Source organism: Thermobacillus sp. ZCTH02-B1, from assembly GCF_002159085.1.
GTDB lineage: Bacteria > Bacillota > Bacilli > Paenibacillales > Paenibacillaceae > Thermobacillus.
The window spans coordinates 1-22,838 of sequence record NZ_LZRU01000034.1 but is presented as its reverse complement, the minus strand read 5'-3'; the positions used below and the strand labels follow the sequence as shown (position 1 = coordinate 22,838).

The window sequence follows — 22,838 nt, the reverse complement described above, 5'->3', positions numbered from 1 at the left end:
GGATGCGGGCCGTGCGGATGGATGCCGGGCGTGGTTCTGCAAGGACGCCCGCACTTGCGTGCCATGGAAAAGTCGGGTACAATGAGATGCGGGACCTGGAATGTTCACCCGGGACGTATTGAGTCCCACCGGATGGGGAGAAGTGCGCGATGCGCGAGTGGATTGAGTTGCAGCAGCGCCTCGTTCCGGATCTGCTCGAAGTCATGGCGAAACGCTACGCCATACTGAGTCGGGTGATGAAGTCGGAATCCGTCGGCCGCCGCGCGCTGGCGGCTGCACTGTCCATGACGGAGCGCACGCTCCGGGCGGAAACCGACTTCCTGAAAGCGCAGGGACTGATCGAAGCGAACGCGGCGGGCATGCGCGTCACCGACGCCGGACGGCGTCTGGTCGACTCGCTGGCGCCGTTCATGAGCGAGCTGGCGGGGCTTACCGAGCTGGAACGGCTCATCCGCGAACATTTCCGGCTGCGGGAAGTGATCGTCGTGCCGGGAGACGCGGACGCCGAGCGGGAGACGAAGCGCGAGCTCGGACGGGTGGCCGGCAGGGTGCTGATCCGGCTGCTGCAGGGCCGGGGAGTGGTCGCCGTGACCGGCGGCACGACGCTCCTGGCGCTCGCGGAGACGATCACGGTCGACCAGCCGCTGCGCGATGTGCTGTTCGTGCCGGCCCGGGGCGGATTCGGCGAGAACATGGACTACCAGGCGAACACGATCGCCTCGACGCTCGCGAAGCGCACCGGTGCGTCCTACCGGCTCCTGCACGTGCCGGACCATCTCAGCGAAGACGCGTATCAGTCGCTCATGCTCGAGCCGAACGTGCGGGAAATGGTGGAGCTCATCCGGAAATCCCGCATTGTGGTGCACGGCATCGGAGACGCTATGGTCATGGCCCGTCGGCGCAGGGTGGACGAGGGCACGATCGCGTCGATGCACGAGCGGGGAGCGGTCGCGGAGGCGTTCGGTTATTATTTTGACCGGAACGGCACCGTCATTCACCGCATGTCGACCGTCGGGCTCCGGCTGGAAGACCTGGAGGCGGCCGAGCACGTCATCGCCGTGGCGGGCGGCGGCAGCAAAGGGGACGCGATCGCCGCGGTGCTGCGGTACGGCCAGGACGACGTGCTCGTGACCGACGAGGCCGCTGCCCGGAGGCTCGAGGCGCTCATCAAGCGGGAGCGGCAGGCGGACGGGGAGCAGCAGCCGGTCCGGGGCGAGCCGGCGGAGTAGACCTGCGGCGAAGCAGGATGACGGAAGCGCGCAGCCTGTGACGGGGCGAACGACGGGGCCCCTCGCCGGCCGGATTGCATCGGGCGTACGCAAGCGCAGCCGGCCGACGGACGCGCGCGAAGCGGAAAAGGTTGTTCCGGCGCGGGAACCGCCCTCGGGCGGGCGCCGCGTCTTGCAATAGATTGAGTAAAAAACATGCAGGGAGGATGATGGCGAGTATGGCGAAGGTGAAAGTAGGCATCAACGGTTTCGGTCGCATCGGCCGCAACGTGTTCCGCGCGGCGATGAACAACCCGAATGTGGAAATCGTGGCGGTCAACGACCTGACGGACACGAAGACGCTGGCCCATCTGCTCAAGTACGACACGACGTTCGGCACGCTCGACGCGACCGTCGAGGCGAAGGAAGGCGCGATCGTCGTAAACGGCAAGGAGATCAAGGTGTTCTCCGAGCGCGATCCCGCCGCGCTGCCGTGGGGCGAGTACGGCGTCGAGATCGTCGTCGAATCGACGGGTCGTTTCACCGACAGGGAGAAGGCTGCAGGCCACCTGCAGGGCGGCGCGAAGAAGGTAATCATCTCCGCGCCGGCGACGAACGAGGACATCACGATCGTCATGGGCGTCAACGAGGACAAATACGACCCGCAGAAGCACACGGTCATCTCCAACGCGTCCTGCACGACGAACTGCCTTGCGCCGTTCGCGAAGGTGCTGCATGAGAAGTTCGGCATCGTGAAGGGCATGATGACGACGGTCCACTCCTACACGAACGACCAGCAGGTGCTCGACCTGCCGCACAAGGACCTGCGCCGTGCGCGCGCCGCGGCGGAGAACATCATCCCGACGACGACGGGCGCCGCGAAGGCCGTCGCGCTCGTGCTGCCGGAGCTGAAGGGCAGGCTGAACGGCATGGCGATGCGCGTGCCGACGCCGAACGTCTCGGTCACGGACCTCGTCGCCGAGCTGGAGAAGAACGTCACGGTCGAAGAAGTGAACGCGGCGCTGAAGGAAGCGGCCGAAGGTCCGCTGAAGGGCATCCTCGCCTACTCCGAGGAGCCGCTCGTCTCGTCGGACTACAAGGGCAACCCGCATTCCTCGATCATCGACGCGCTGTCCACGATGGTGATCGGAGGCAACCTCGTCAAGGTCGTCTCTTGGTACGACAACGAATGGGGCTACTCGAACCGCGTCGTGGACCTGGCTGCCTACATCGCAAGCAAGGGTCTGTAATATACGGATTTCACCCGAGCAAGAGGAGCAGCGAACGCTGTCTCCTCTTGGCTCGCGTATGGGAGACGCCCGGCGGGGCAAATACGAGGAGGGTCCGTCATGAGCAAGAAGAGCGTCAGAGACGTGGAGGTCGCCGGCAAGCGCGTGTTCGTGCGCGTCGATTTCAACGTGCCGGTCGAGAACGGAAGGATCACGGATGACACCCGGATCCGGGAGACGCTGCCGACGATCCAATACCTGATCGAGCGCGGCGCGAAGGTCATTCTGGCGAGCCACATGGGCCGGCCGAAGGGACAGGTCGTCGAGGAGCTGCGCCTCGACCTGCAGGCGAAGCGGCTCTCCGAGCTGCTCGGCAAGCCGGTCCGGAAGGCGAACGAATCGATCGGCGAGACCGTGAAGGCCATGATCGCCGAGATGAAGGACGGCGACGTCCTGCTGCTCGAGAACGTCCGCTTCCATCCCGGCGAGGAGAAGAACGATCCGGAGCTCGCGAAGGCGTTCGCGGAGCTGGCCGACCTGTACGTGAACGACGCGTTCGGCGCCGCGCACCGCGCCCACGCGTCCACGGAGGGCATCGCGCATTATCTGCCCGCCGTATCCGGCCTGCTGATGGAGAAGGAAATCGAGGTGCTCGGCAAGGCGCTGAACAACCCGGACCGTCCGTTCACGGCGATCATCGGCGGTTCGAAGGTGAAGGACAAGATCGACGTCATCAACAAGATGCTCGAGATCGCCGACAACATCCTGATCGGCGGCGGTCTGTCGTACACGTTCTTCAAGGCGCAGGGCGTCGAGATCGGCAAATCGCTGCTGGATGAGAGCAAGCTCGACACGGTGCTCGGCTTCATCGAGAAGGCGAAGCAGCTCGGCAAGAATTTCCGCCTGCCGGTCGACATCGTCATCACCGACGAGTTCAGCGCGAATGCGAAGACGAAGGTCGTCGACATCATGAAGGAAGGCATCCCGGCCGACCACGAGGGCGTCGACATCGGGCCGAAGACGCGCGAGATCTACGCGGAGATCATCAAGAACTCGAAGCTCGTCGTCTGGAACGGGCCGATGGGCGTGTTCGAGATCGATCCGTTCTCGCACGGCACGCGGGCGATCGCCGAGGCGTGCGCGGCGACGGGCGCCTACACGGTCATCGGCGGCGGCGATTCCGCGGCGGCGGTCGAGAAGTTCGGCCTCAAGGACAAGATGGACCACATCTCGACGGGCGGCGGCGCGTCGCTCGAGTTCATGGAAGGCAAGAAGCTGCCCGGCGTCGAGGCGCTGAACGACAAGTAAGCAGGAGGCTGGAGCATGCGGACACCCATCATCGCCGGCAACTGGAAAATGTACAAAACCGTCTCCGAGGCCGAAGCGTTCTTCGCGGCAGTGAAGGGAAGAGCGGAACGGCCCGGCGTCGAGAGCGTCATCTGCGCGCCGTTCACGAACCTGCCCGCCCTCGTGAAGGCGGCGGCCGGCACGACGATCGCGATCGGCGCGCAGAACATGCACTTTGAGGACAGCGGCGCGTTCACGGGCGAGATCAGCGGGCCGATGCTGAAGGAGCTCGGCGTGAAGTACGTGATCATCGGCCACTCGGAACGCCGGGCGTATTTCGCGGAAACGGACGAGACGGTGAACAAGAAGGTGCACGCCGCGTTCCGGAACGATCTCACGCCGATCATCTGCGTCGGCGAGAAGCTGGAGGAGCGCGAGTCGGGCAAGACGAAGGACGTCTGCCGGACGCAGACGGAGGCCGCGCTGAAGGGCCTCACGGCGGAGCAAGTCGCGCAGACTGTCATCGCGTACGAGCCGATCTGGGCGATCGGCACCGGCAAGTCGTCGACGGCGGACGACGCGGAGGACGTCATCGCGTTCATCCGCGGCATCGTGCGCGAGCAGTTCGGCAATGAAGCGGCGGACCGCATCCGCATCCAGTACGGCGGCAGCGTGAAGCCCGAGAACATCCGGGATTTCCTGAGCCGGCCGAACATCGACGGCGCGCTCGTCGGCGGCGCGAGCCTCGATCCGGCCTCCTACATCCGTCTGATCGAGGAGGCGGTCTGAGATGGCGGCTCCGAGACCCGTCGCCCTGATCATCCTGGACGGCTTCGCTCTCCGCGAGGAGAGGGAAGGCAACGCGGTCGCGCTCGCGAAGAAGCCGAACTTCGACCGCTACTGGGCGACGTATCCGCACACGACGCTGACCGCCTTCGGCGAGGCGGTCGGCCTGCCCGACGGACAGATGGGCAACTCCGAGGTCGGCCATCTGAACATCGGCGCCGGACGCATCGTCTACCAGGATCTGACGCGCATCTCGAAGGACATCCGGGAGGGCGGGTTCTTCACGAACCCGACGCTGCTCGGCGCCGTCCGGCACGCGAAGGAGAAGGGCCGGAAGCTGCACCTGTACGGCCTCGTGTCCGACGGCGGCGTGCACAGCCACATCGACCACCTGTTCGCGCTGCTCGAGCTGGCGAAGCGGGAAGGTCTCAACGAAGTGTACGTGCACGCGTTCCTGGACGGCCGCGACGTGGCGCCGGACAGCGCGAGGCGGTACATCGAAGCCCTGCAGGCGAAGATCGCCGAGCTCGGCGTCGGGAAGATCGCGACGGTGCAGGGCCGCTACTACGCGATGGACCGCGACAAGCGGTGGGACCGCGTCGAGAAGTCGTACCGCGCGATGGTGTACGGCGAAGGTCCGAAGTACCGCGACCCGATCCAGGCGATCGTCGATTCGTACGAGCAGTCGGTGTATGACGAGTTCGTCGTGCCGACGGTCATCGTGGATGAAGACGGCCGGCCGGTCGGCCTGGTGGAACCGGAGGACGCGGTCATCTTCTTCAACTTCCGTCCGGACCGGGCGATCCAGCTCTCGCAGGTGTTCACGAACGAAGACTTCCGCGCGTTCGACCGGGGCGAGAAGTTCCCGAAGAACCTGCACTTCGTCTGCATGACGCTGTTCAGCGAGACGGTCGGCGGCTATGTCGCCTACGAGCCGAAGAGCCTCGACAACACGCTCGGCGAGGTGCTCGTGCAGCACGGGAAGAAGCAGCTCCGGATCGCCGAGACGGAGAAGTACCCGCATGTGACGTTCTTTTTCAGCGGGGGACGGGACATCGAGCTGCCGGGCGAGAAAAGGGTGCTCATCCCGTCGCCGAAGGTTCCCACGTACGATCTGAAGCCGGAGATGAGCGCGTACGAGGTGGCGGAAGCGGCGGTCGCCGAGATCGAGTCGGATGTGCACGACGCGATCATCCTGAACTTCGCGAATCCGGACATGGTCGGGCACTCGGGCATGCTCGAGCCGACGATCCGGGCCGTCGAGGCGACGGACGAATGCCTCGGCCGCGTCGTCGAGGCGGTGCTCGCGAAGGGCGGCATCTGCATCATCACGGCCGACCACGGCAACGCGGACATCATCATCGACGAGCACGGCCGTCCGCACACGGCGCACACGACGAACCCGGTGCCGTTCATCGTGACGAAGCACGGGATCGAGCTGCGCGAGGGCGGTATCCTGGCCGACATCGCGCCGACGATGCTCGAGCTCATGGGACTGCCGCAGCCGCCCGAGATGACGGGTCAGTCGCTGATCAAGAAATAAGGCGGCGCGCGGAGAGGCCGATGCCGGCCGCGGATTTGCAGCAGCAGCGCGCGACGGACGAACGCCGGCCGCGGCCCGGCAGGAAGGAATGCCCGCATGTCGAATAGGGAGAGAGGTTCGCCGGCCGTGGGCCGGAAGCGCCGCAGGGATGCGGAAAGCGGCGGAAACGGGGTTTGATTTTCCAAGAGAAGAAGGGGAGTGCACAGGTCCATGACGATGATTACCGATGTGTACGCCCGCGAGGTGCTTGATTCCCGCGGGAATCCGACCGTGGAAGTGGAAGTCGCGCTCGAGTCCGGCGGCAGGGGCCGCGCGATCGTGCCGTCCGGCGCGTCGACCGGCGCCTATGAAGCGGTCGAGCTGCGCGACGGCGACAAGGGCCGCTATCTCGGCAAGGGCGTGCTGAAGGCGGTGGAGAACGTGAACACGGTGATCGCGCCGGAGATCATCGGCCTCGACGCGCTGGACCAGGTCGCGATCGACCGGAAGCTGATCGAGCTTGACGGCACGCCGAACAAGGGCAAGCTCGGCGCGAACGCGATCCTCGCGGTCTCGATGGCCGTCGCCCGCGCCGCGGCCGACGCGCTGAACGTGCCGCTCTGCGCGTATCTCGGCGGCTTCAACGCGAAGACGCTGCCGGTGCCGATGATGAACATCCTGAACGGCGGCGCGCACGCCGACAACAACGTTGACGTGCAGGAATTCATGGTGCTGCCGGTCGGCGCGCCGAGCTTCCGCGAAGCGCTGCGCATCGGCGCCGAGGTGTTCCACAACCTGAAGGCCGTGCTGAAGGACAAGGGCCTGAACACCGCCGTCGGCGACGAGGGCGGCTTCGCGCCGAACCTCGGCTCGAACGAGGAGGCGCTCGAGACGATCCTCGCGGCGATCGAGCGCGCGGGTTACAAGCCGGGCGTCGACGTGTACCTCGGCATGGACATCGCGTCGACCGAGTTCTTCAAGGACGGCAAGTACCACCTCGAAGGTGAAGGCAAGTCGTTCACGTCCGCCGAGTTCGTCGATCTGCTCGAGTCGTGGGTGAACAAATACCCGATCATCACGATCGAGGACGGCTGCTCCGAGGACGACTGGGAAGGCTGGAAGCTGCTGACCGAACGCCTCGGCGGCCGCGTGCAGCTCGTCGGCGACGACCTGTTCGTGACGAACACCGCCCGCCTGTCGCAGGGCATCGAGAAGGGCATCGCGAACTCGATCCTCATCAAGGTGAACCAGATCGGCACGCTCACCGAGACGTTCGACGCGATCGAGATGGCGAAACGCGCCGGCTACACGGCGGTCGTCTCGCACCGTTCCGGCGAGAGCGAGGACAGCACGATCGCGGACATCGCGGTCGCGACGAACGCCGGCCAAATCAAGACGGGCGCGCCGTCGCGGACGGACCGCGTCGCGAAGTACAACCAGCTCCTCCGCATCGAGGACCGGCTCGGCTCCACCGCGATCTACGCCGGCAAGTCGGCGTTCTACAATCTGAAGAACTTCAAGTAATCCGAAAGCCAAGCCGCATCGCACGGCATTCATCTAGCCCGCCGCAGAGGCGCTCTCTGCGCGCGGGCTTTGTTTTTTCGATCACGTTTCGGTCGGCATCCGTTTGGCGCGGGACGGCGGATACCCCTTGAGTTTCTTGAACAGTTTGCTGAAATGGTAGACGTCTTTGAACCCGCACGACTCCGCGACCTCCGTCACGGAGAACTCCCCGCTGAGCAGCAGATTCTCGGCCTGGTTCACCCGGTAGCAATTCAAATAGCTGTACAGGGGCTGCCCGACGCATTTCTTGAAAAGCCCGCTCAGATAGGAGGCGTTCAGTCCGACGTTCCGAGCGATCTCGGCGACCTTCACCGGTTCGTGATAGTGCAGCTGGATGTATTGGATCGTCTTCTTCACGGCCGGATGCCAGTTCATCGTGTGATTGTCGTATACGAGAATCCGGAACAGATCGGACAGGATCAACAGCATCAGCCCGCGCGCCTTGATCTGAAAGCCGTGCGGTTTGCTCGTCCATTCGTCATTGAGCTTGCGGAACAGGTATTCCAGTTCGCCGTGATAGCCGATATGGCAGTGAACGGGGAACGGCAACACCACCTCCCGTTTGCTTTCGAATTCATGAATCGTCAGGTTGACCGCGTAGGCTGTCATCGGACGGGCGCTCTCGATGCGGGCTTTCCGCAGGCTGCCCTTCGGAATGCAAATGAAATCGCCCTCCCGCACCGGATAGGCATGGCCTTCCACATAGTAGGTGGCTTCCCCGTCCAGCACGTAGGTCAGATCAATGAATTCGATGCGCGATTCCGCGATCTGCCAGTCTTTCGTGCATTTCCGGTATACGAAATAACTGGATGTCCGGGTACATCGCCTCGACGTTCGTGCCCTCAGCGCCGCTCATCCATCCCGAATCCTCCCCGCCAGCCGCAAAAAGATGCGCGAAATATACAAACCATTCTGAAAATTTCCATTGTTTCCCGCATCGGAAGGTTCCATAATGAATCCTTGCAAGCCGGACAACCCAACAAAGGAGGTTGAGGCAAATTTGCATCCGCTTTCAAAAAAATCGATGATATGGCTCGGGATCCTTCTGGTCTTCTATTCGCTGAATCCGGCTACTATACTAGCATCGGGAAGTGAAATATGGCAAGGTTACAAAGGTGTGGATGCATTGCCCGAAATCGACACTATTCCGAATCCGTTTCAGTTTTTTGATGCGCGCAATGACCCGGACGGAGACGGGTTCGTGACCACTCCGCAGGAATGGGAAACGCGCAGGGAAGAAATCCGCGATCTCGTGCAGCGTTATTGGCTGGGTTATCGCTGGGAAACGCCCGCGGAGAGCGTCACCGGCGCAACCTACCATACCCGCGAGCCGAACGAAATCGTGCTGGGCTTCGACTGGCCGCCGTTCTTCACGGCCACCCGCTACAATCTCGGCGAGGAATTCCGGAAACTTGCTGACAGGCTGATGGAGGAAACGGTCGAGGTCCGGGAAATCACGGAGAGCGGGCCCGGAGAGGTGATCAAGCGCGCGGGTCCCGCGGGCAGCGCCGAAGAGGCGGAAGATTTGGCGATCGAGCTGTGGAATGCGGGATACGCCCTTCCGTATACGTTTTTCGGTTCGACCCATTATGCGCGGTTGGTGGATTATACGGGCCCCATCACGGCGCCTCCGGCGCTGGATCGGCCGGCTATCCATTATTATGTGAACATCGAGCGCAAGGAGACGAATGCCAGGGAGAAGTTCAGGATTTACCCGACGCTGCCCGACGGCCATCAGAGGCTGCAGGCGTGGGGAAATGCAAGCGCTTCCGTGCCCATCGTGATCGATATCGGGAGCACCCTCTCCGCGGCGCAGGTTCAGGTGCTGAATCAGCAGGGGTACGGTTACGTCCGTTTCAACCCGACGGACATCTATGCCGACAGCCAATCGCCGACGCCGAACCGGGACGGTCTGTACACGAGGCTGTATCCTTACGACAAGGACGTGTACGAGTACGCCTCCGGAGCCTTGATGGCATGGGGCTGGGCGGTCAGCCAGATCATCACGGCCCTGGAAAGACCGACGGAATATGATCCGGCCTCGACCTGGGGAGCGGAGCTGGGCATCGATCCGACCAGGACCGTGGTCATCGGGCATTCGCGTTTCGGCAAATCCGCGATCTTCGCGGGAGCCTTCGACGACCGGATCGACATCGTCGTGGCGAGCGAACCGGGTGGATCCGGCGTCCAGAGCTACCGCTACAAGGTGGAGGGCAAAATCTTCAACTTCCATGCCTATCCCAAAGCCGACCGCGTCTACGGCAAGACCGAGATTCCGACGGTGTCATACGGCGGCGGCAGCAGCTGGTTCCCGGAGACCGCCGGGCATTTCGTCAACAAGGACAATCGCCTTCCGTTCGATTCGAGCGACATCATCGCGCTGATCGCGCCCCGTCCGTTCCTCGCGACGACCGGCATGGACGCGCACTGGCTGGGGAATGAAGGAGCGGTCGCGGCGATCCAGGCCGCAGCCGAAGTATACGAGTTCATCGGGGCCAACGATGAGGAACGGCACAACATCGCGATTCGGGCGCGGCAAAGCGATCACCTGTTCTACAACCGGGACGTTCCGTTCATGGTCGCGATCATGGACCGGGAGTTCAAGCAGGGCCCCGAAGACCGGACGCTCCATGTGAGGGATCTGTTCCCGACCGGCGATGACACATTGGGGAACATCTCCTATCCGGACCGGGATTATGCGAACGTCAGCGACATGACGTCGCATCCGTTCGATATCAACAGCTCGTATCTGCCCTGGTCGCGACCGGACAAATATACGCTCTGGACGAAGCAGGAAACGATTCTGGCCGGCCATCCCGCCGTGATCGAGGTGCATTCGGACGCCCCGTCGGTTGTGCTGATCCTGCCGGACAAGCGGCGGAACACGGGCGTCCCGGAAGGGGAGGGCACATTCGTCTTCCGGCTGTCGGAGGAAGAGACGCCGTACGGGCGGTACGAGCTCAGAACCGTGGGGGATGAAAAAGCGGGCAAAAGCGTGTTTTTCTCCGCCGTCAGCCTGGCCGACGCCCTGAGACATGCGACTTCCAAGGGCGATGAGGGGGAAGAGAACCGGCTGATCGGCTTCTCGAGCCGGCCGGCAAATGACCGGAAGGATCCGCCGATCATCCTCGTGGACGGAAAGCCGGTTACCCTGAGCTTCACGCCCGAACGTTTCAAACCGGAAGAAACCACGCTGCTGGAATACGGGATCCAATTCCACGACAAACTGTTCGCGCGCATCGCCAATGAGGGATGGGATGAGACGAAGACGTTCCATATCCGCAACCTGAAGTTCGTGCCGATCCAGGGCTTCACGTTCGAATTGTCGTTCGGGAACATCTACGCCTCCGCGGACAACGACGGAAAAGAAGGGGCGCACTTGTTCACGAAGCCGATCAGCTGGAATGTGGAGCGGTACAACAACGGACCGGCCGAAGTATGGCCCGAAATTCCCGACAACCTGGCGGAAAAGCAGGCGCTCCTGAGAGGCGAGGAGATCGTCCGTCCGGACGCGCCGCCGCCGAAACCGAGCGATTTCAAGGTCGAGATCGAGAAGGCGGAGTTTGTCCCGGATGCGAAATCCCCCGCGATCGTCATCACCTTCAGCGACGCATTGGACGTGCGGGAATTCGGAATCGGCATGGATCAGCCCGCCTGGACGACGTCGTGGGACGAGGAGGGCCGGCGGCTCAAGCTGACGCTCGAACATCCGGTCGTGGACACGGACAAGGTCCATATCATCCTGTTCCGGCTCATGGATCCCGAGGGCCATCTCATTCCCGGACCGAAATATCTCACGGTCGATGTGCCGTCGGACGATGCCCCGTCGGACGGGGGCGGCCCGAAGCCCGGAGACGGCGGCGGTTCGCAGCCCGGAAGCGGCGGCGGATCGCAGCCTGAAGGCGACAGCGACCGGCAGCCGACGGTCCTTGATGCGGATCGATTGCCCGAAGCCCGGGACGGCAAGCGCGTCGTGGAACTGGAGCCCGGTCAATCAACGGTGCAAATCCCGGCGGAGCTTGCGGACGCGCTGGACGGCGACGCGCTCCTGCTGCGGTACGGACGGTGGAGTCTCGAGCTGGACGGCGAGGGCCTGAAGGCGATGGCCGGCACGCGGGATGAACCGGGCGACGTTCATCTCGAGCTCCGGATGGCCGAAGCCGCGGAGGAAGAGACGGAGGCGTGGTTCCGCGAACGGGATTTCGGATGGGGCGATCAGGTCGAGGTTCGTCCGGTCGGCACGGCCTTCGATCTCGCCCTTGAGCGGCATGCCGGCGAATCGTCGGAAGCGTTGGCCTCATTCCCGGTTCCCGTCGTGCTGTCCACGCCGGTGCCGGATGACGCCGACGCGGATCTCCTCGGGATCTACCGCGTCACGGAGGACGGCCGGCTCGCATACGTCGGAGGGGAGCTGCGGGACGGCGTGCTCTCCGCGAAGGTGACGCGGCCCGGGCGTTACGTCGTGCTGGAGTACGGGCGCTCGTACAGCGACATCTCCGAATGGCATTGGGCCTACAGGGCGATCCGCGCCGCAAGCGCCAAACATCTGATGAACGGGATGCCGGACGGATCCTTCGCTCCCTTGAAGGAGATGACGAGGGCGCAGTTCGCCGCGATGGTCGCCAGGGCGCTCGGTCTCGAAGCGTCGGGCGGCGCGCCTTTCCGGGACGTGAAACCGGGCAGCTGGTATGCGGAAGCCGTCGCGGCCGCCTTCGAAGCGGGCATCGTGAACGGCAAAGGCACGGATCGCTTCGGTCCGGACGAACCGGTCACCCGAGAAGAAGCGGCCGTGATCTTCGTAAGGGCGTATGAGCGACGGTTCGGCGAGATCCCGGCTGCTTCCGGCCATGTCTATGCGGATGCGGATCGGATCAGCCCGTGGGCGCGGGAGGCGGTCGCGAAGGCCCGGGAGATCGGGCTGATGGCAGGCAAAGGTTCGGATCGGTTCGATCCGCGGGGCCTTCTGACACGGGCAGAGGGCGCGCAGCTGATCGTGAACTTCATCTCCGTCCTTCTCGGGGGATGGTGAACAGGCGATGATGAACAGGCCCGCCGCGCAGGGGAGAACGCTGACGGCGGGCTTTGTTCCTTGGCCGATGCGGCATCCTTAGCGGTTGAGGTACCGCTCCCGGAGGATGTTCAGGTGATGGATCTCGTGGCCGATCACGAAGCAGGCGGCGGCGAGCGCCGTCAGACGGCCGCCGGCGAATTCGCCGGAGCGCCGCCACGCCTCGTCCGGCAGATGGCGGAGCAGCGCGAGCGACGCCTCGCGCACGGCATCGTACTCGGCCAGGATCGCCTCCATCGGCATCGACGCGTGCGGCGCGTGCGCGGCAAAAATCTTCTCGTCGTAGCCCGGCAGCGCCTGCGGATCGTTCCGCGCGATGCGCAGCAGCCGGTACATCCAGATGCGCTCGTTGTCGATGAGATGGCCGGCGACCTGGCGGATCGACCATTTGCCCTCGGCGTAGCGACAGTCGGCCTGTTCGTCCGTGAGGCCCCGGAGAAGCGCCATGGTCTCGTTCCGCTGCCGGCGGTAAAGGTCGAGCAGATCGCCTTCCGGCACAAGCCTGAGGTATTTCTCGATCGCGGGCGGGAAGTCTCCGGCGGTCGGTCGTGCAAGCATGGGGTCGTCCTCCTTCGCAGGTCCTTTTGGCCCGATGATGAAGGAAAAATCCCCCGCCGTCAAGCGCCGGTTGCGCCTCCCACCCGCCGAACGCGCCAAAATTGCACAAGCTTTTCCCCAAATCCGGGGCATACGCGCCTCGAGAGCCGTGGGTATAATAGGGGGCGAAAGCGCTTGAAGCGGTGCGGAAGCCATACGGGAGGCGGCTTCGCGGACGGATGCGCGGGGATGCGGCTTCGGGCGACATTTTCAGACGGAGGCGGCAGACATGACGAAACCGGTTGTCGGCATTCAATTGTATACATTCCGCGACGTGACGAAGGACGATCTGCTCGGCACGATCCGCAAAACGGCGGAGATCGGTTATCAGGCGGTCGAGTTCGCGGGTTATTTCGGACATTCGGCGAAGGAGATCCGCAGGGTGCTGGACGACTGCGGCCTGAAGGCGCCGTCCGCGCACATTCCGCTCAACTTCGCGGAGCCGGACAAATTCGAGTCGGATCTGAAGGCGCAGATTGCATTCGCGCAGGAGCTCGGCCTCGAGTATGTGATCACGCCGGCGGCGCCGTTCTGGGAGGTCACGGATGAAGCGGGGGTGGAGTCGCTCATCGGGATGATCGACCGGGCGTCGCAGCTCGTGACGGAGGCCGGCCTGAAGTACGGCTATCACAACCACGACTTCGAGTTCCGGACGGTCGGCGGGAAGCCGATCATCGACCGGCTGCTCGAGCGGATTCCGGCGGAGCGGCTCGTCGCCCAGTTCGACCTCGGCTGGGTGCATGTCGGCGGGCAGCGCCCGGTCGAGTACCTGCGGCGCTACAAGGGGCGCGTGCCGATCGTGCACTTCAAGGACTTCGTGCAGGGCCGGGAGGACGCGGAGATCGGCCGCGGCGCGGTCGGGTACGATACCGTGCTGCCGGCGGCGCTCGACGCGGGCGTGGAGATCATCATCGTCGAGCAGGAGCGGTTCGACAAGTCGCCGTTCGAGAGCGCGGCGATCAGCCTGGAGTTCTTCCGGAAGCACGGGCTGCTGTAAGCGCCCGGCATGATTTGCACGTAAACGTAAAGCTTGTAACCTGCCGGTCGATATGGTAGAATATCAATACTGTGTCTGTGACCCTCTGTTCGGGAGGTGGAGGCGGTGGAGGCAGCCCTCAAGATTTTGCTCATCATCTTCTCGCTCGGACTGATCGGTACCGTGCTGCTCCAGAAAGGGAAGAGCGCGGGCCTGTCCGGCGCGATCACGGGCGGCGCGGAGCACCTGTTCGGCCGGCAGAAGGCGCGCGGTCTCGATCTTCTTCTGCAGCGGGTGACGGTCGTGCTCGCAAGCGGGTTCTTCCTGCTGGCGCTGGCGGTTGCCTATTTCATGGACTGAGATGCAGACGATGGAACGGGCGGAAGGGCCCGTTTTTTTATTGCTTGCGGGAATCGGACAAGCCGCGTCACCATGGACGCCGGACGGATTCGCGGGCGGTTTCTCGTGTATACTATATGACATATGGCAGCTGTGCACAGGCCGGCCTGATATGGGGTGAACCTAGCGTTGGTAACGGAACAACAGGTGCTCGATTTCATGCGGGAACAGGCGTACAAGCCGATGACCGTGCAGGAACTGGAGCAGTCGTTCGGTCTTGAAGGATCGGACGAGTTCAAGGCGTTCGTGAAACTGCTCAATCAACTGGAGAACGAGGGGAAAATTTACCGGACGCGCAACAACCGCTACGGCGTGCCGGAGCGGATGAACCTGCTGCGCGGGCGGATTCAGGCGCATCCGAAGGGGTTTGCGTTCCTGATTCCGGACGAGCCGGACCATCCGGACGTCTACATCCACGCGAACGATCTGAAGACCGCGATGAACGGTGACATCGTGCTCGCGCGCGTGACGTCGAAGGGCGGCGCGGACGGCCGGCCGGAGGGCGAGGTCGTGCGCGTCGTGCAGCGGGCGATCACGGAGATCGTCGGCACGTTCGAGAATTACGAGTCGTTCGGCTTCGTCATTCCGGACGACAAAAGGATCAACCGCGACCTGTTCATCCCGCGCGAGGGCATGCGCGGCGCGGTGACGGGGCAGAAGGTCGTCGCCCGCATCGTGACGTATCCGGAGGGCCGCTCGGCCGCGACGGGCGAGATCATCGAGATTCTCGGGCACAAGGACGATCCCGGCGTCGACATCCTCTCGATCATCCGCAAGCACCAGCTGCCGGAACGCTTCCCGGACGACGTGATGGCCGAGGCGGAGGCGGTGCCGGACCGGATCTCGGAGGAGGAGATCGTCGCGCAGGGCCGGCGGGACCTCCGCTCGAAGAAGATCGTCACGATCGACGGCGAGGACGCGAAGGACCTCGACGACGCGGTGTGCGTCGAGCGGCTGCCGAACGGCAACTACCTGCTCGGGGTGCACATCGCGGACGTCGGCTATTATGTGAAGGAAAATTCGGCGCTCGACCGGGAGGCGTACCGCCGCGGCACCAGCGTCTACCTCGTCGACCGCGTCATTCCGATGCTGCCGCACCGGCTGTCGAACGGCATCTGCTCGCTCAACCCGAAGGTCGACCGGCTGACGCTCTCGTGCGAGATGGAGTTCGACGCGGAGACGGTGCGGCTCGTGCGGCATGATATTTTCCCGAGCGTGATCCGGACGACGGAGCGGATGACGTACACGAACGTGCGCAAAATTCTGGTTGACGACGATCCGGAGCTCAAGGAGCGTTACGCCGACCTCGTCGACATGTTCAAGCTGATGGAGGAGCTGGCGCGGAAGCTGCGCGCGAAGCGGATGAAGCGCGGCGCCATCGATTTTGAGCTCGCGGAGGCGAAGATCATCGTCGACGAGAACGGAAAGCCGGTCGACATCGTGAAGCGCGAGCGCTCGATCGCCGAGATGATCATCGAGGAGTTCATGCTCGCGGCGAACGAGACGGTGGCGGAGCATTTCCACTGGCTGAAGGTGCCGTTCCTGTACCGGATTCACGAGGACCCGGACCCGGAGAAGCTGCAGCATTTCATCCGATTCGCGGCGAACTTCGGCTACATCGTGAAGGGCAAGGGCAACAAGGTGCATCCGCGTGCCTTGCAGGATCTGCTCGAGGAGATCCGCGGCACGAAGGAAGAGACGGTCATCTCGACGATGATGCTGCGCTCGATGAAGCAGGCGCGGTACGAGGCGGAGAGCCTCGGGCACTTCGGGCTCGCGGCCGAATTCTACACGCATTTCACGTCGCCGATCCGGCGGTATCCGGACCTGGTCATCCACCGGATCATCCGCGAGGTATTGACAAACGGCGGGACGCTGTCCGCGAAGCGGATCGACGAGCTTGCCGGGAAGCTGCCGGACATCGCGCGGCAGTCGTCCGAGCGCGAGCGCGTCGCGGTCGAGGCGGAGCGGGACACGGAGCAGCTCAAGAAGTGCGAGTACATGCTCGACAAGATCGGCGAGGAGTTTGACGGGATCATCAGCGGCGTGACGAGCTTCGGCATTTTCGTGGAGCTCGGGAACACGGTCGAGGGGATGATCCGGCTCAGCGATCTGACGGACGACTACTATCATTTCCACGAGGAGCACATGGCGCTGATCGGCGAACGGACGGCGCGCGTGTTCCGGATCGGTGACGAGGTGCGCGTCCGCGTCGAGCGCGTGAACATGGACGAGCACCAGATCGACTTTTCCATCGTCGACATGAAGCCCCGGGCGGCGCGGCCGCGCGAGGTCGGCGGACGCAAGGCGGAGCGCGGCGGACGGCGCGCCGTCGAAGCGGGCGGGCGCAAAGGCCGCGCACGCGGCGGAGACGCGGAGCCGGGCGTTATCCGCGTGGACATATGGGGACTGCCGGTGACCGGCCGCTACGTCGACAAATCGGAGGACGAGGACGCCGGCGGATCGGGCGGGAAGCGCCGGAAGAAGCGCGCCGCGGGCTCGGGTACGGGCAGCAAGGGCCGCAAGAAGAAAGCGGCCGCCACGCGGAAGCGGAAGCGGTAGGAGGTCGGTGGGACCGGAGCCGGGAGGCCGTGCCGGCATGTCGGGACGGTCGGGCTCCGGTCTTCGGCTGTTTCGTACAAAAGCGCAATTGCCGGGGTTCGGCGGGTTGATTTTGGCCTTGAATCCCGGAGCGGGACTTGCTAGAATAGTAATCCGACCGAATGGAGCCGCGTGCGGGGGAGGTGGATGGACATGGCGAAGCAGAACGACGGCAAGGTGCTCGTGCAGAACCGGAAGGCATCCCATGACTACTACATCGAGGACACGTACGAGGCGGGCATCGTGCTGACCGGGTGCGAGATCAAGTCGATCCGGCAGGGCAAGGCGAACATCAACGACGCGTTCGCGACGATCCGCAACGGCGAAATGTTCATCCACAACATGCACGTGAGCCCGTTCGAGCAGGGCAACCGTTTCAACCCCGATCCGACCCGGGCGCGGAAGCTGCTCCTGCACAAGGCGGAGATCCACAAGCTGCTCGGGCTCGTGAAGCAGGAAGGGTACACGCTGGTGCCGCTGAAGATCTACACGCGCAACGGGTACGCGAAGCTGCTCCTCGGCCTCGCAAAGGGCAAGAAGCAGTACGACAAGCGCGAGGCCGCGGCGAAGCGCGATGCCCAGCGGGACATCCAGCGGGCGCTCCGGGAGAAGCAGAAGATCGCGCGGTGATTGGCACATCGGCCCGATATTCCCGGCAGATGCCTGCAACCTTCGGGGCGTTGTTGCGGTATAATGATGGTGGCAGCGGAACAATCGATCCGTGTTCGGTTGAACCGGCCGGTCCGCGACGCCTGATATCCGAACGCGGGGGCGTTTTTGGATTCGACGGGGATAGTTCGAGCACGGGTGGCGGGTAGCGGGGACGCGTCCGCTTCAACAACGCTAAGGCCAAATAAATGGCAAACAACAAGCTCAATACGCGGTAGCAGCGTAAGAAACTGCACGCGTGCTTCTGCCCGGCATCGCCCACGTGCCGGGACAGGGGCTCAACCGAGTGGGCTACGCCGCCTAGTCTCCGCCTGGGGCTAGCGGAAGAAGACAATCAGGCTGGCCCGGTCGAAAGCCGGTTACGGGGCGTTCTCCGGGCGAGATGAGTACCGTGACTACACCCGTAGAAGCCTGTGCGGCGTTATCTTCGGACAGGGGTTCGAATCCCCTCGCCTCCACCATATGCAAATCCCCGACCGCATGAGGTTGGGGATTTTTGCTGTTCATATATAATAAGAAAGGACATGCGTCGAACACGCATGTCCTTTTTCGCACCGATGCGCTTTTCCGGCCGGTCACGACGCCAGCCCTTCCACCCAGGCGTCCACTTTGTCTCCGTTTGCTTCGATCCACTTCCGGGCGGCTTCTTCCGGATCCATGCCTTCCTGGATGTCGACCATCACCTGCGCCATGTCGTCCGGCGTCCAGTAGAACCGGTCCAGGAACTGGTACGCATCGGGATGGTCCTGTTCAAGCCCTTTGCGGACGATCGTGTGAATCCGTTCGTCGCCGCCATAGATGCCCAGCGGATCCTCGAGATATTTCAGCTCCATCTTGGCGAACTTCCAGTGCGGCGTCCAGCCGGTGACGATGATCGGCCGCTCTTCCTGATACGCCTTCAGCAATTCGGAGGCCATCGCGGCGGACGAACTTTCCACCAGCGTCCAGTCCGTCAGGCCGTACGCATCCATCGCCGCTTCCGTCGTCATCATCACCCCGGCTCCGGGTTCGATGCCGATGATCTGGCGGCCCACCGCGTCGGCGTATTCCGGTTTTTTCAAATCTTCGATGGACTGGGCGTCCCAATAGGCGGGAACGACCAGGCCGATTTTGGTGCCTTCCATATTGGGACCGAGATCGACAAACTGCCCTTCAAACGATTCATAGTAACTCTGGTGCGTCGTCGGCAGCCAGGCGGCCACCATGGCGTCCGCGCTGCCGTCCGAGACGCCGGCCCACATCGGACCTGCGTCCACCTGCATCATTTCCACCTGGTAACCCAGCCTGTCTTCCAGCACCCGTTTCACCACGTGCGTGCTCGCGATTTCCGAATCCCAAGCCACGTAGGCCAGCGTGATCTTCTTTTCCTCTCCCTTTGAACAACCGACGGTGACCAGAAGGGCCGCGGCGGCGGCCAGCATCAGTACCTTTCGGGTCAAACGGGCGAACGTCATTCCGCTACACCTTCCTTTTCGTTTTCAAAATGTTTTGCGTCAGGCGGTCGAGCATAATGGCCAGGATGACAATGGCCAGGCCGGCCTCAAACCCCTCGCCGATCTTCACCTGCGTCACCGCCTTGTACACCACCGCGCCGACACCCTGCGCCCCGATCATCGAGGCGAACACCACCATGGACAGCGACAGCATGATCGTCTGGTTGATGCCGGCCAGGATCGTCGGCAGCGCAAGCGGGAGCTGCAGCTTCACAAGCTTCTGCAGCGACGTGGAACCGAACGCGCTGGCGGCTTCCATCAATTCTCCCGGCACCTGGCGGATGCCGAGATTGGTCAGCCGAATGGTCGGGGGGATGGCGAAAATGACGGAAGCGATGACACCGGGCACCACCCCAAGGGAAAAGAACGTGACGGCCGGAATCAGATAGACGAAAGCGGGCATCGTCTGCATGAAATCGAGAATCGGCGTGACGATGTTTTGCACCGCATTGCTGCGCGAGCAGAGAATGCCGATCGGGACGCCGAGCAGCACCGAGATCAGGGCGGCGGTGACGACCATGGCCAGCGTCTTCATCGTCGGGTCCCAATAGCCCAGATTGAGGATGAGACCAAGTCCGAGCAGGGTGAACACGGCGAATTTCCAACGGCCGAGCCACCAGGCCAGAGCGGCAAACAGCACCATCCACAACCAGGCCGGTCCGGACAGCAGCACCCATTCGAAAAAGCCCACCAGGCCGCCGATGACCGATTTGATGCCGTCAAACAGCGGACCGAAAGAGGCGTCCAGCCAGTCCGTTCCCCGCTCGATCCATTCTCCCAGCGGAATTTTCGGTACGGTCACGGCCCGTCCCCCTCCTTTTCACGGGTGCCCGCCAAGGCGGCCAGTACGCTGCCGCGAATGACGATCCCGAGCAGCTTGCCGCCGTCGTCCGTCACCGCGAGCGGAATCCGGACGTTGCTGACCTTCTCGAACAGTTCGTTGAGCAGTGTATCCGGTCTCACCGTTTCCACGTTCCGGTCGATGATTTCGTCCAGCGGACGGCCTTCGCCGGCCGCTTGCGAGGCCTTCTCCGCCGTTACCGCGCCGATCAGCCGCTTGTTTTTGTCCACGACATAAATGTTGGAAATGCCCCGTTCCCGCATGAGCTGCAACGCCACGCGGGGGCCCCGTTCCGGTGTGATCATTTCCGGACGGATCATGACGTGGGCGGCGGTCAGTACCTTGGACAGGTCGACGTCGGCCACAAATCGCTTCACATAATCGTTGGCCGGCCGGGTCAAAATCTCCTCAGGCGTGCCGATCTGCTCGATGGCGCCGTCTCGCATCAGCGCGATGCGGTCTCCGATGCGCAGCGCCTCGTCCAGATCGTGGGTGATGAACACGATGGTTTTCTGCATTTTCGATTGCAGATCCAACAGTTCATCCTGCATTTCCCGACGGATCAGCGGGTCGAGGGCGCTGAACGCCTCGTCCATCAACAACACGTCGGGATCGACGGCCAGCGCGCGGGCAATGCCGACGCGTTGCTGCATGCCGCCGCTCAGCTCATGGGGCATCCGGTCCGCCCAGTCGGCCAGTCCGACCATTTCGAGCGCCTGGCGCGCCCGTTCGCGCCGCTCTTTTTTGGGAACGCCCTGCACTTCCAGGCCGTACTCCACGTTCTCCGCCACGGTCCGATGGGGGAACAGGGCAAACCGTTGGAACACCATGCTGATCGTCTTGCGGCGCAGCGTCAGCAATTGCCGCTTGTCCATCCGCATGATGTCCCGGCCGTGAATCAGCACTTCTCCATCCGTCGGCTCGATCAGCCGATTGAGGAGGCGAACCAACGTCGATTTGCCGCTGCCGGACAATCCCATGATGACAAAGATCTCGCCTTCTCCGATGGACAGGCTGACCCGATTGACGGCGACGGTCATCCCGGTTTCCCGCAAAATGCGCTCCTTGGACCAGCCCTGTTGGAGCAGCGCCAACGCGCGTTGCGGGTCCCTGCCGAAGATTTTGGTTGCGTTTCTCGTTTCGATGACCGGCTTTACCGACATGCTTGCACCTCCTTTTGCGAAAAAATAGCCGGGCCAATGCGCTTTTTTAGTTTAACGTTGTTCAAAAAAACGGGTCAAAAGATTGTGGCGTTCATAATTTATGTACAGTTTTAACTTTACAAACTTATCGTAACGTATACTCTGATATCCTCAGTTTTTCGTCCGGATCATTTTCTTTACATTGGTTTTTTCGTTGTTTACAATGAGACTTACTATTTCGATTGTCCGCAAACTTGGAGGCCATTCGCGAATGATCTCTCATGAAGGACTGTCCGACCAGCAGAAAGCCAGGATCGAGAAGGCCCGCCACCGCGTCATCGATTCCATCGGAAAAAACATGAATCTGTACGGCATCACCCTGTCCGTCGGGCATCTGTACGGCCATATCTATTTCAAGGAGCATCCCGTCTCCCTCGACGAGATGGCGGCCGAAATGGGCATGAGCAAAACGAGCGTCAGCACGGGGATGCGCATGCTGACCGATCTGAAAATGGTGAACAAGGTTTGGAGCAAGGGATCCAGGAAAGATCTCTACGAGGTGGAGATGGACTGGCACCAGACGTTCGCCGATTACTTCGCCATCAAATGGCGGAAATCCATCGAGCAGAACGTCCAGGCCCTCACCCGGTCGCTGGCGGAACTGAAAGAGATGCTGACGGAAGACGGAGATAACGAAACCCTGGTGCGCGTGGTGAGCACCGACATCCGCAAGATCCAAAGCGCGCTTGCCTACTATCGATGGCTGACCCGTCTCATCGACGCGCTGGAAACGGGGGAAATTTTCAAGTACATCCCGAAAGAGGCGGAATCGGAAGATACGAAGTGAAGCCGGAAAAACCCGTAATGGCCCGTTCGTTCAGCCGTTTCATCCGGCTGGTGTCCCGGAGAGCCGTGCGGGTTTTTCCATGGCGGTCAACCGGGTTCTCCCGATGTTCCGGCGGTCTGGATGATCATGAGGCAGTATCCCCTGTCGAATGAACGACAGAGTGTTGTATGACATGAACAACCAAAATATTAATCCTAAATTTCGAAAGCCCATTGTTTCGGTAAAATCACGAGATGTTAGCGCATAACACCCTGTAAATAACAGGGAAGTTCCCAGCCAGACAACTCCCCGTCAGCGTTGAAAGGTATTCCTCCCCCCTCCCCCACCGCAAGGGGCTTTTGGTTTTCCATGTAAAATTGTGGGAATCTCTAACCTGACATGGTCGCCAGCCGCGCTTCGATTCGCTTCCACGCATGGCGGTATGGAAAGTCGTGAGCCAGTTTCAGGATGAGCTTCCTGCTGTGCCGAACGATCGTCGCCGCCCAATGGAAGAACTCCAGCCGAAACCTGGCGATCGTATAGCCCCAATGAACGGGTTCGCAATAGTCCCGCTTGAACCGCTCATAGAGGTTGTAAGCCAGCATTTTGATCAGCAAATCCAGCTCGTTGG

Annotated in this window: 18 protein-coding genes and 1 other RNA gene; 13 read left to right on the top strand and 6 right to left on the bottom strand. The window is 62.6% G+C overall.

Annotated elements, in window-relative coordinates; translation table 11 throughout:
• Positions 1 to 149: 149 nt before the first annotated feature.
• The 6 genes from A9Z00_RS13365 (at position 150) to eno (ending at position 7,556) form a co-directional block, all read left to right on the top strand.
• Entirely contained in the window at positions 150 to 1,229 is a 1,080-nt protein-coding gene (locus tag A9Z00_RS13365) for a sugar-binding transcriptional regulator (protein ID WP_296978433.1), read from the top strand.
• Between the two features lie 218 nt (positions 1,230 to 1,447).
• Positions 1,448 to 2,458: a type I glyceraldehyde-3-phosphate dehydrogenase gene (gap, locus tag A9Z00_RS13360; RefSeq protein WP_296978432.1), complete on the top strand. Its 1,011-nt coding sequence runs from the start codon at positions 1,448 to 1,450 to the stop codon at positions 2,456 to 2,458.
• Positions 2,459 to 2,557: 99 nt separating this feature from the next.
• On the top strand, positions 2,558 to 3,745 hold the full coding sequence (locus tag A9Z00_RS13355; RefSeq protein WP_296978431.1) for a phosphoglycerate kinase: 1,188 nt from the start codon (positions 2,558 to 2,560) through the stop codon (positions 3,743 to 3,745).
• A gap of 15 nt (positions 3,746 to 3,760) precedes the next feature.
• A complete protein-coding gene (gene tpiA / locus A9Z00_RS13350) occupies positions 3,761 to 4,513 on the top strand; it encodes a triose-phosphate isomerase (RefSeq protein WP_296978430.1) in 753 nt (250 codons plus the stop codon).
• Between the two features lies 1 nt (position 4,514).
• Complete coding sequence (gene gpmI / locus A9Z00_RS13345; protein ID WP_296978429.1) at positions 4,515 to 6,053, top strand: 2,3-bisphosphoglycerate-independent phosphoglycerate mutase; 1,539 nt, start codon at positions 4,515 to 4,517, stop codon at positions 6,051 to 6,053.
• A 210-nt stretch (positions 6,054 to 6,263) separates the two neighbouring features.
• Positions 6,264 to 7,556: a phosphopyruvate hydratase gene (gene eno, locus A9Z00_RS13340; protein ID WP_296978428.1), complete on the top strand. Its 1,293-nt coding sequence runs from the start codon at positions 6,264 to 6,266 to the stop codon at positions 7,554 to 7,556.
• Between the two features lie 81 nt (positions 7,557 to 7,637).
• Here eno and A9Z00_RS13335 read toward each other — a convergent pair whose 3' ends face one another.
• The gene (locus A9Z00_RS13335) at positions 7,638 to 8,441 is read right to left on the bottom strand and encodes a helix-turn-helix domain-containing protein (RefSeq protein ID WP_296978480.1); all 804 of its coding nucleotides are present in this window, start codon (positions 8,439 to 8,441) and stop codon (positions 7,638 to 7,640) included.
• A 355-nt stretch (positions 8,442 to 8,796) separates the two neighbouring features.
• Here A9Z00_RS13335 and A9Z00_RS13330 point away from each other — a divergent pair, with 355 nt between their 5' ends.
• Complete coding sequence (locus tag A9Z00_RS13330; protein WP_296978427.1) at positions 8,797 to 12,624, top strand: S-layer homology domain-containing protein; 3,828 nt, start codon at positions 8,797 to 8,799, stop codon at positions 12,622 to 12,624.
• Between the two features lie 78 nt (positions 12,625 to 12,702).
• Here A9Z00_RS13330 and A9Z00_RS13325 read toward each other — a convergent pair whose 3' ends face one another.
• Complete coding sequence (locus A9Z00_RS13325) at positions 12,703 to 13,221, bottom strand: DinB family protein (RefSeq protein ID WP_296978424.1); 519 nt, start codon at positions 13,219 to 13,221, stop codon at positions 12,703 to 12,705.
• Positions 13,222 to 13,489: 268 nt separating this feature from the next.
• On the opposite strand from A9Z00_RS13325, the gene A9Z00_RS13320 reads away from it, so the two are divergent.
• The 5 genes from A9Z00_RS13320 to ssrA all read left to right on the top strand — a co-directional run bounded on the left by A9Z00_RS13320 (position 13,490) and on the right by ssrA (position 18,366).
• The gene (locus A9Z00_RS13320) at positions 13,490 to 14,257 is read left to right on the top strand and encodes a sugar phosphate isomerase/epimerase family protein (RefSeq protein WP_296978422.1); all 768 of its coding nucleotides are present in this window, start codon (positions 13,490 to 13,492) and stop codon (positions 14,255 to 14,257) included.
• Positions 14,258 to 14,362: 105 nt separating this feature from the next.
• A complete protein-coding gene (gene secG / locus A9Z00_RS13315; protein ID WP_296978419.1) occupies positions 14,363 to 14,596 on the top strand; it encodes a preprotein translocase subunit SecG in 234 nt (77 codons plus the stop codon).
• Positions 14,597 to 14,764: 168 nt separating this feature from the next.
• A complete protein-coding gene (rnr, locus tag A9Z00_RS13310; RefSeq protein WP_296978417.1) occupies positions 14,765 to 17,197 on the top strand; it encodes a ribonuclease R in 2,433 nt (810 codons plus the stop codon).
• Positions 17,198 to 17,389: 192 nt separating this feature from the next.
• A complete protein-coding gene (smpB, locus tag A9Z00_RS13305; protein WP_296978416.1) occupies positions 17,390 to 17,866 on the top strand; it encodes an SsrA-binding protein SmpB in 477 nt (158 codons plus the stop codon).
• A 137-nt stretch (positions 17,867 to 18,003) separates the two neighbouring features.
• Positions 18,004 to 18,366: a transfer-messenger RNA gene (gene ssrA, locus A9Z00_RS13300) on the top strand.
• A gap of 114 nt (positions 18,367 to 18,480) precedes the next feature.
• Here the strand turns inward: ssrA and A9Z00_RS13295 are convergent.
• Genes A9Z00_RS13295 through A9Z00_RS13285 form a run of 3 tightly spaced genes read right to left on the bottom strand, consistent with a single transcriptional unit; the run spans position 18,481 to position 21,402 of the window.
• Positions 18,481 to 19,359 carry a glycine betaine ABC transporter substrate-binding protein gene (locus tag A9Z00_RS13295; protein ID WP_296978413.1) on the bottom strand — a complete coding sequence of 293 codons (879 nt, stop codon included), beginning with the start codon at positions 19,357 to 19,359 and terminating at the stop codon, positions 18,481 to 18,483.
• A 4-nt stretch (positions 19,360 to 19,363) separates the two neighbouring features.
• The gene (locus A9Z00_RS13290) at positions 19,364 to 20,200 is read right to left on the bottom strand and encodes an ABC transporter permease (protein WP_296978410.1); all 837 of its coding nucleotides are present in this window, start codon (positions 20,198 to 20,200) and stop codon (positions 19,364 to 19,366) included.
• A complete protein-coding gene (locus A9Z00_RS13285; RefSeq protein ID WP_296978407.1) occupies positions 20,197 to 21,402 on the bottom strand; it encodes a quaternary amine ABC transporter ATP-binding protein in 1,206 nt (401 codons plus the stop codon). The genes A9Z00_RS13290 and A9Z00_RS13285 overlap by 4 nt, the downstream gene beginning before the upstream one ends.
• 250 nt (positions 21,403 to 21,652) lie before the next feature.
• On the opposite strand from A9Z00_RS13285, the gene A9Z00_RS13280 reads away from it, so the two are divergent.
• Positions 21,653 to 22,228: a GbsR/MarR family transcriptional regulator gene (locus tag A9Z00_RS13280; RefSeq protein ID WP_296978404.1), complete on the top strand. Its 576-nt coding sequence runs from the start codon at positions 21,653 to 21,655 to the stop codon at positions 22,226 to 22,228.
• Positions 22,229 to 22,596: 368 nt separating this feature from the next.
• Here the strand turns inward: A9Z00_RS13280 and A9Z00_RS13275 are convergent.
• Positions 22,597 to 22,838 (bottom strand): transposase (locus A9Z00_RS13275; RefSeq protein ID WP_296973011.1); only part of this gene is annotated, 242 nt, incomplete at its 5' end.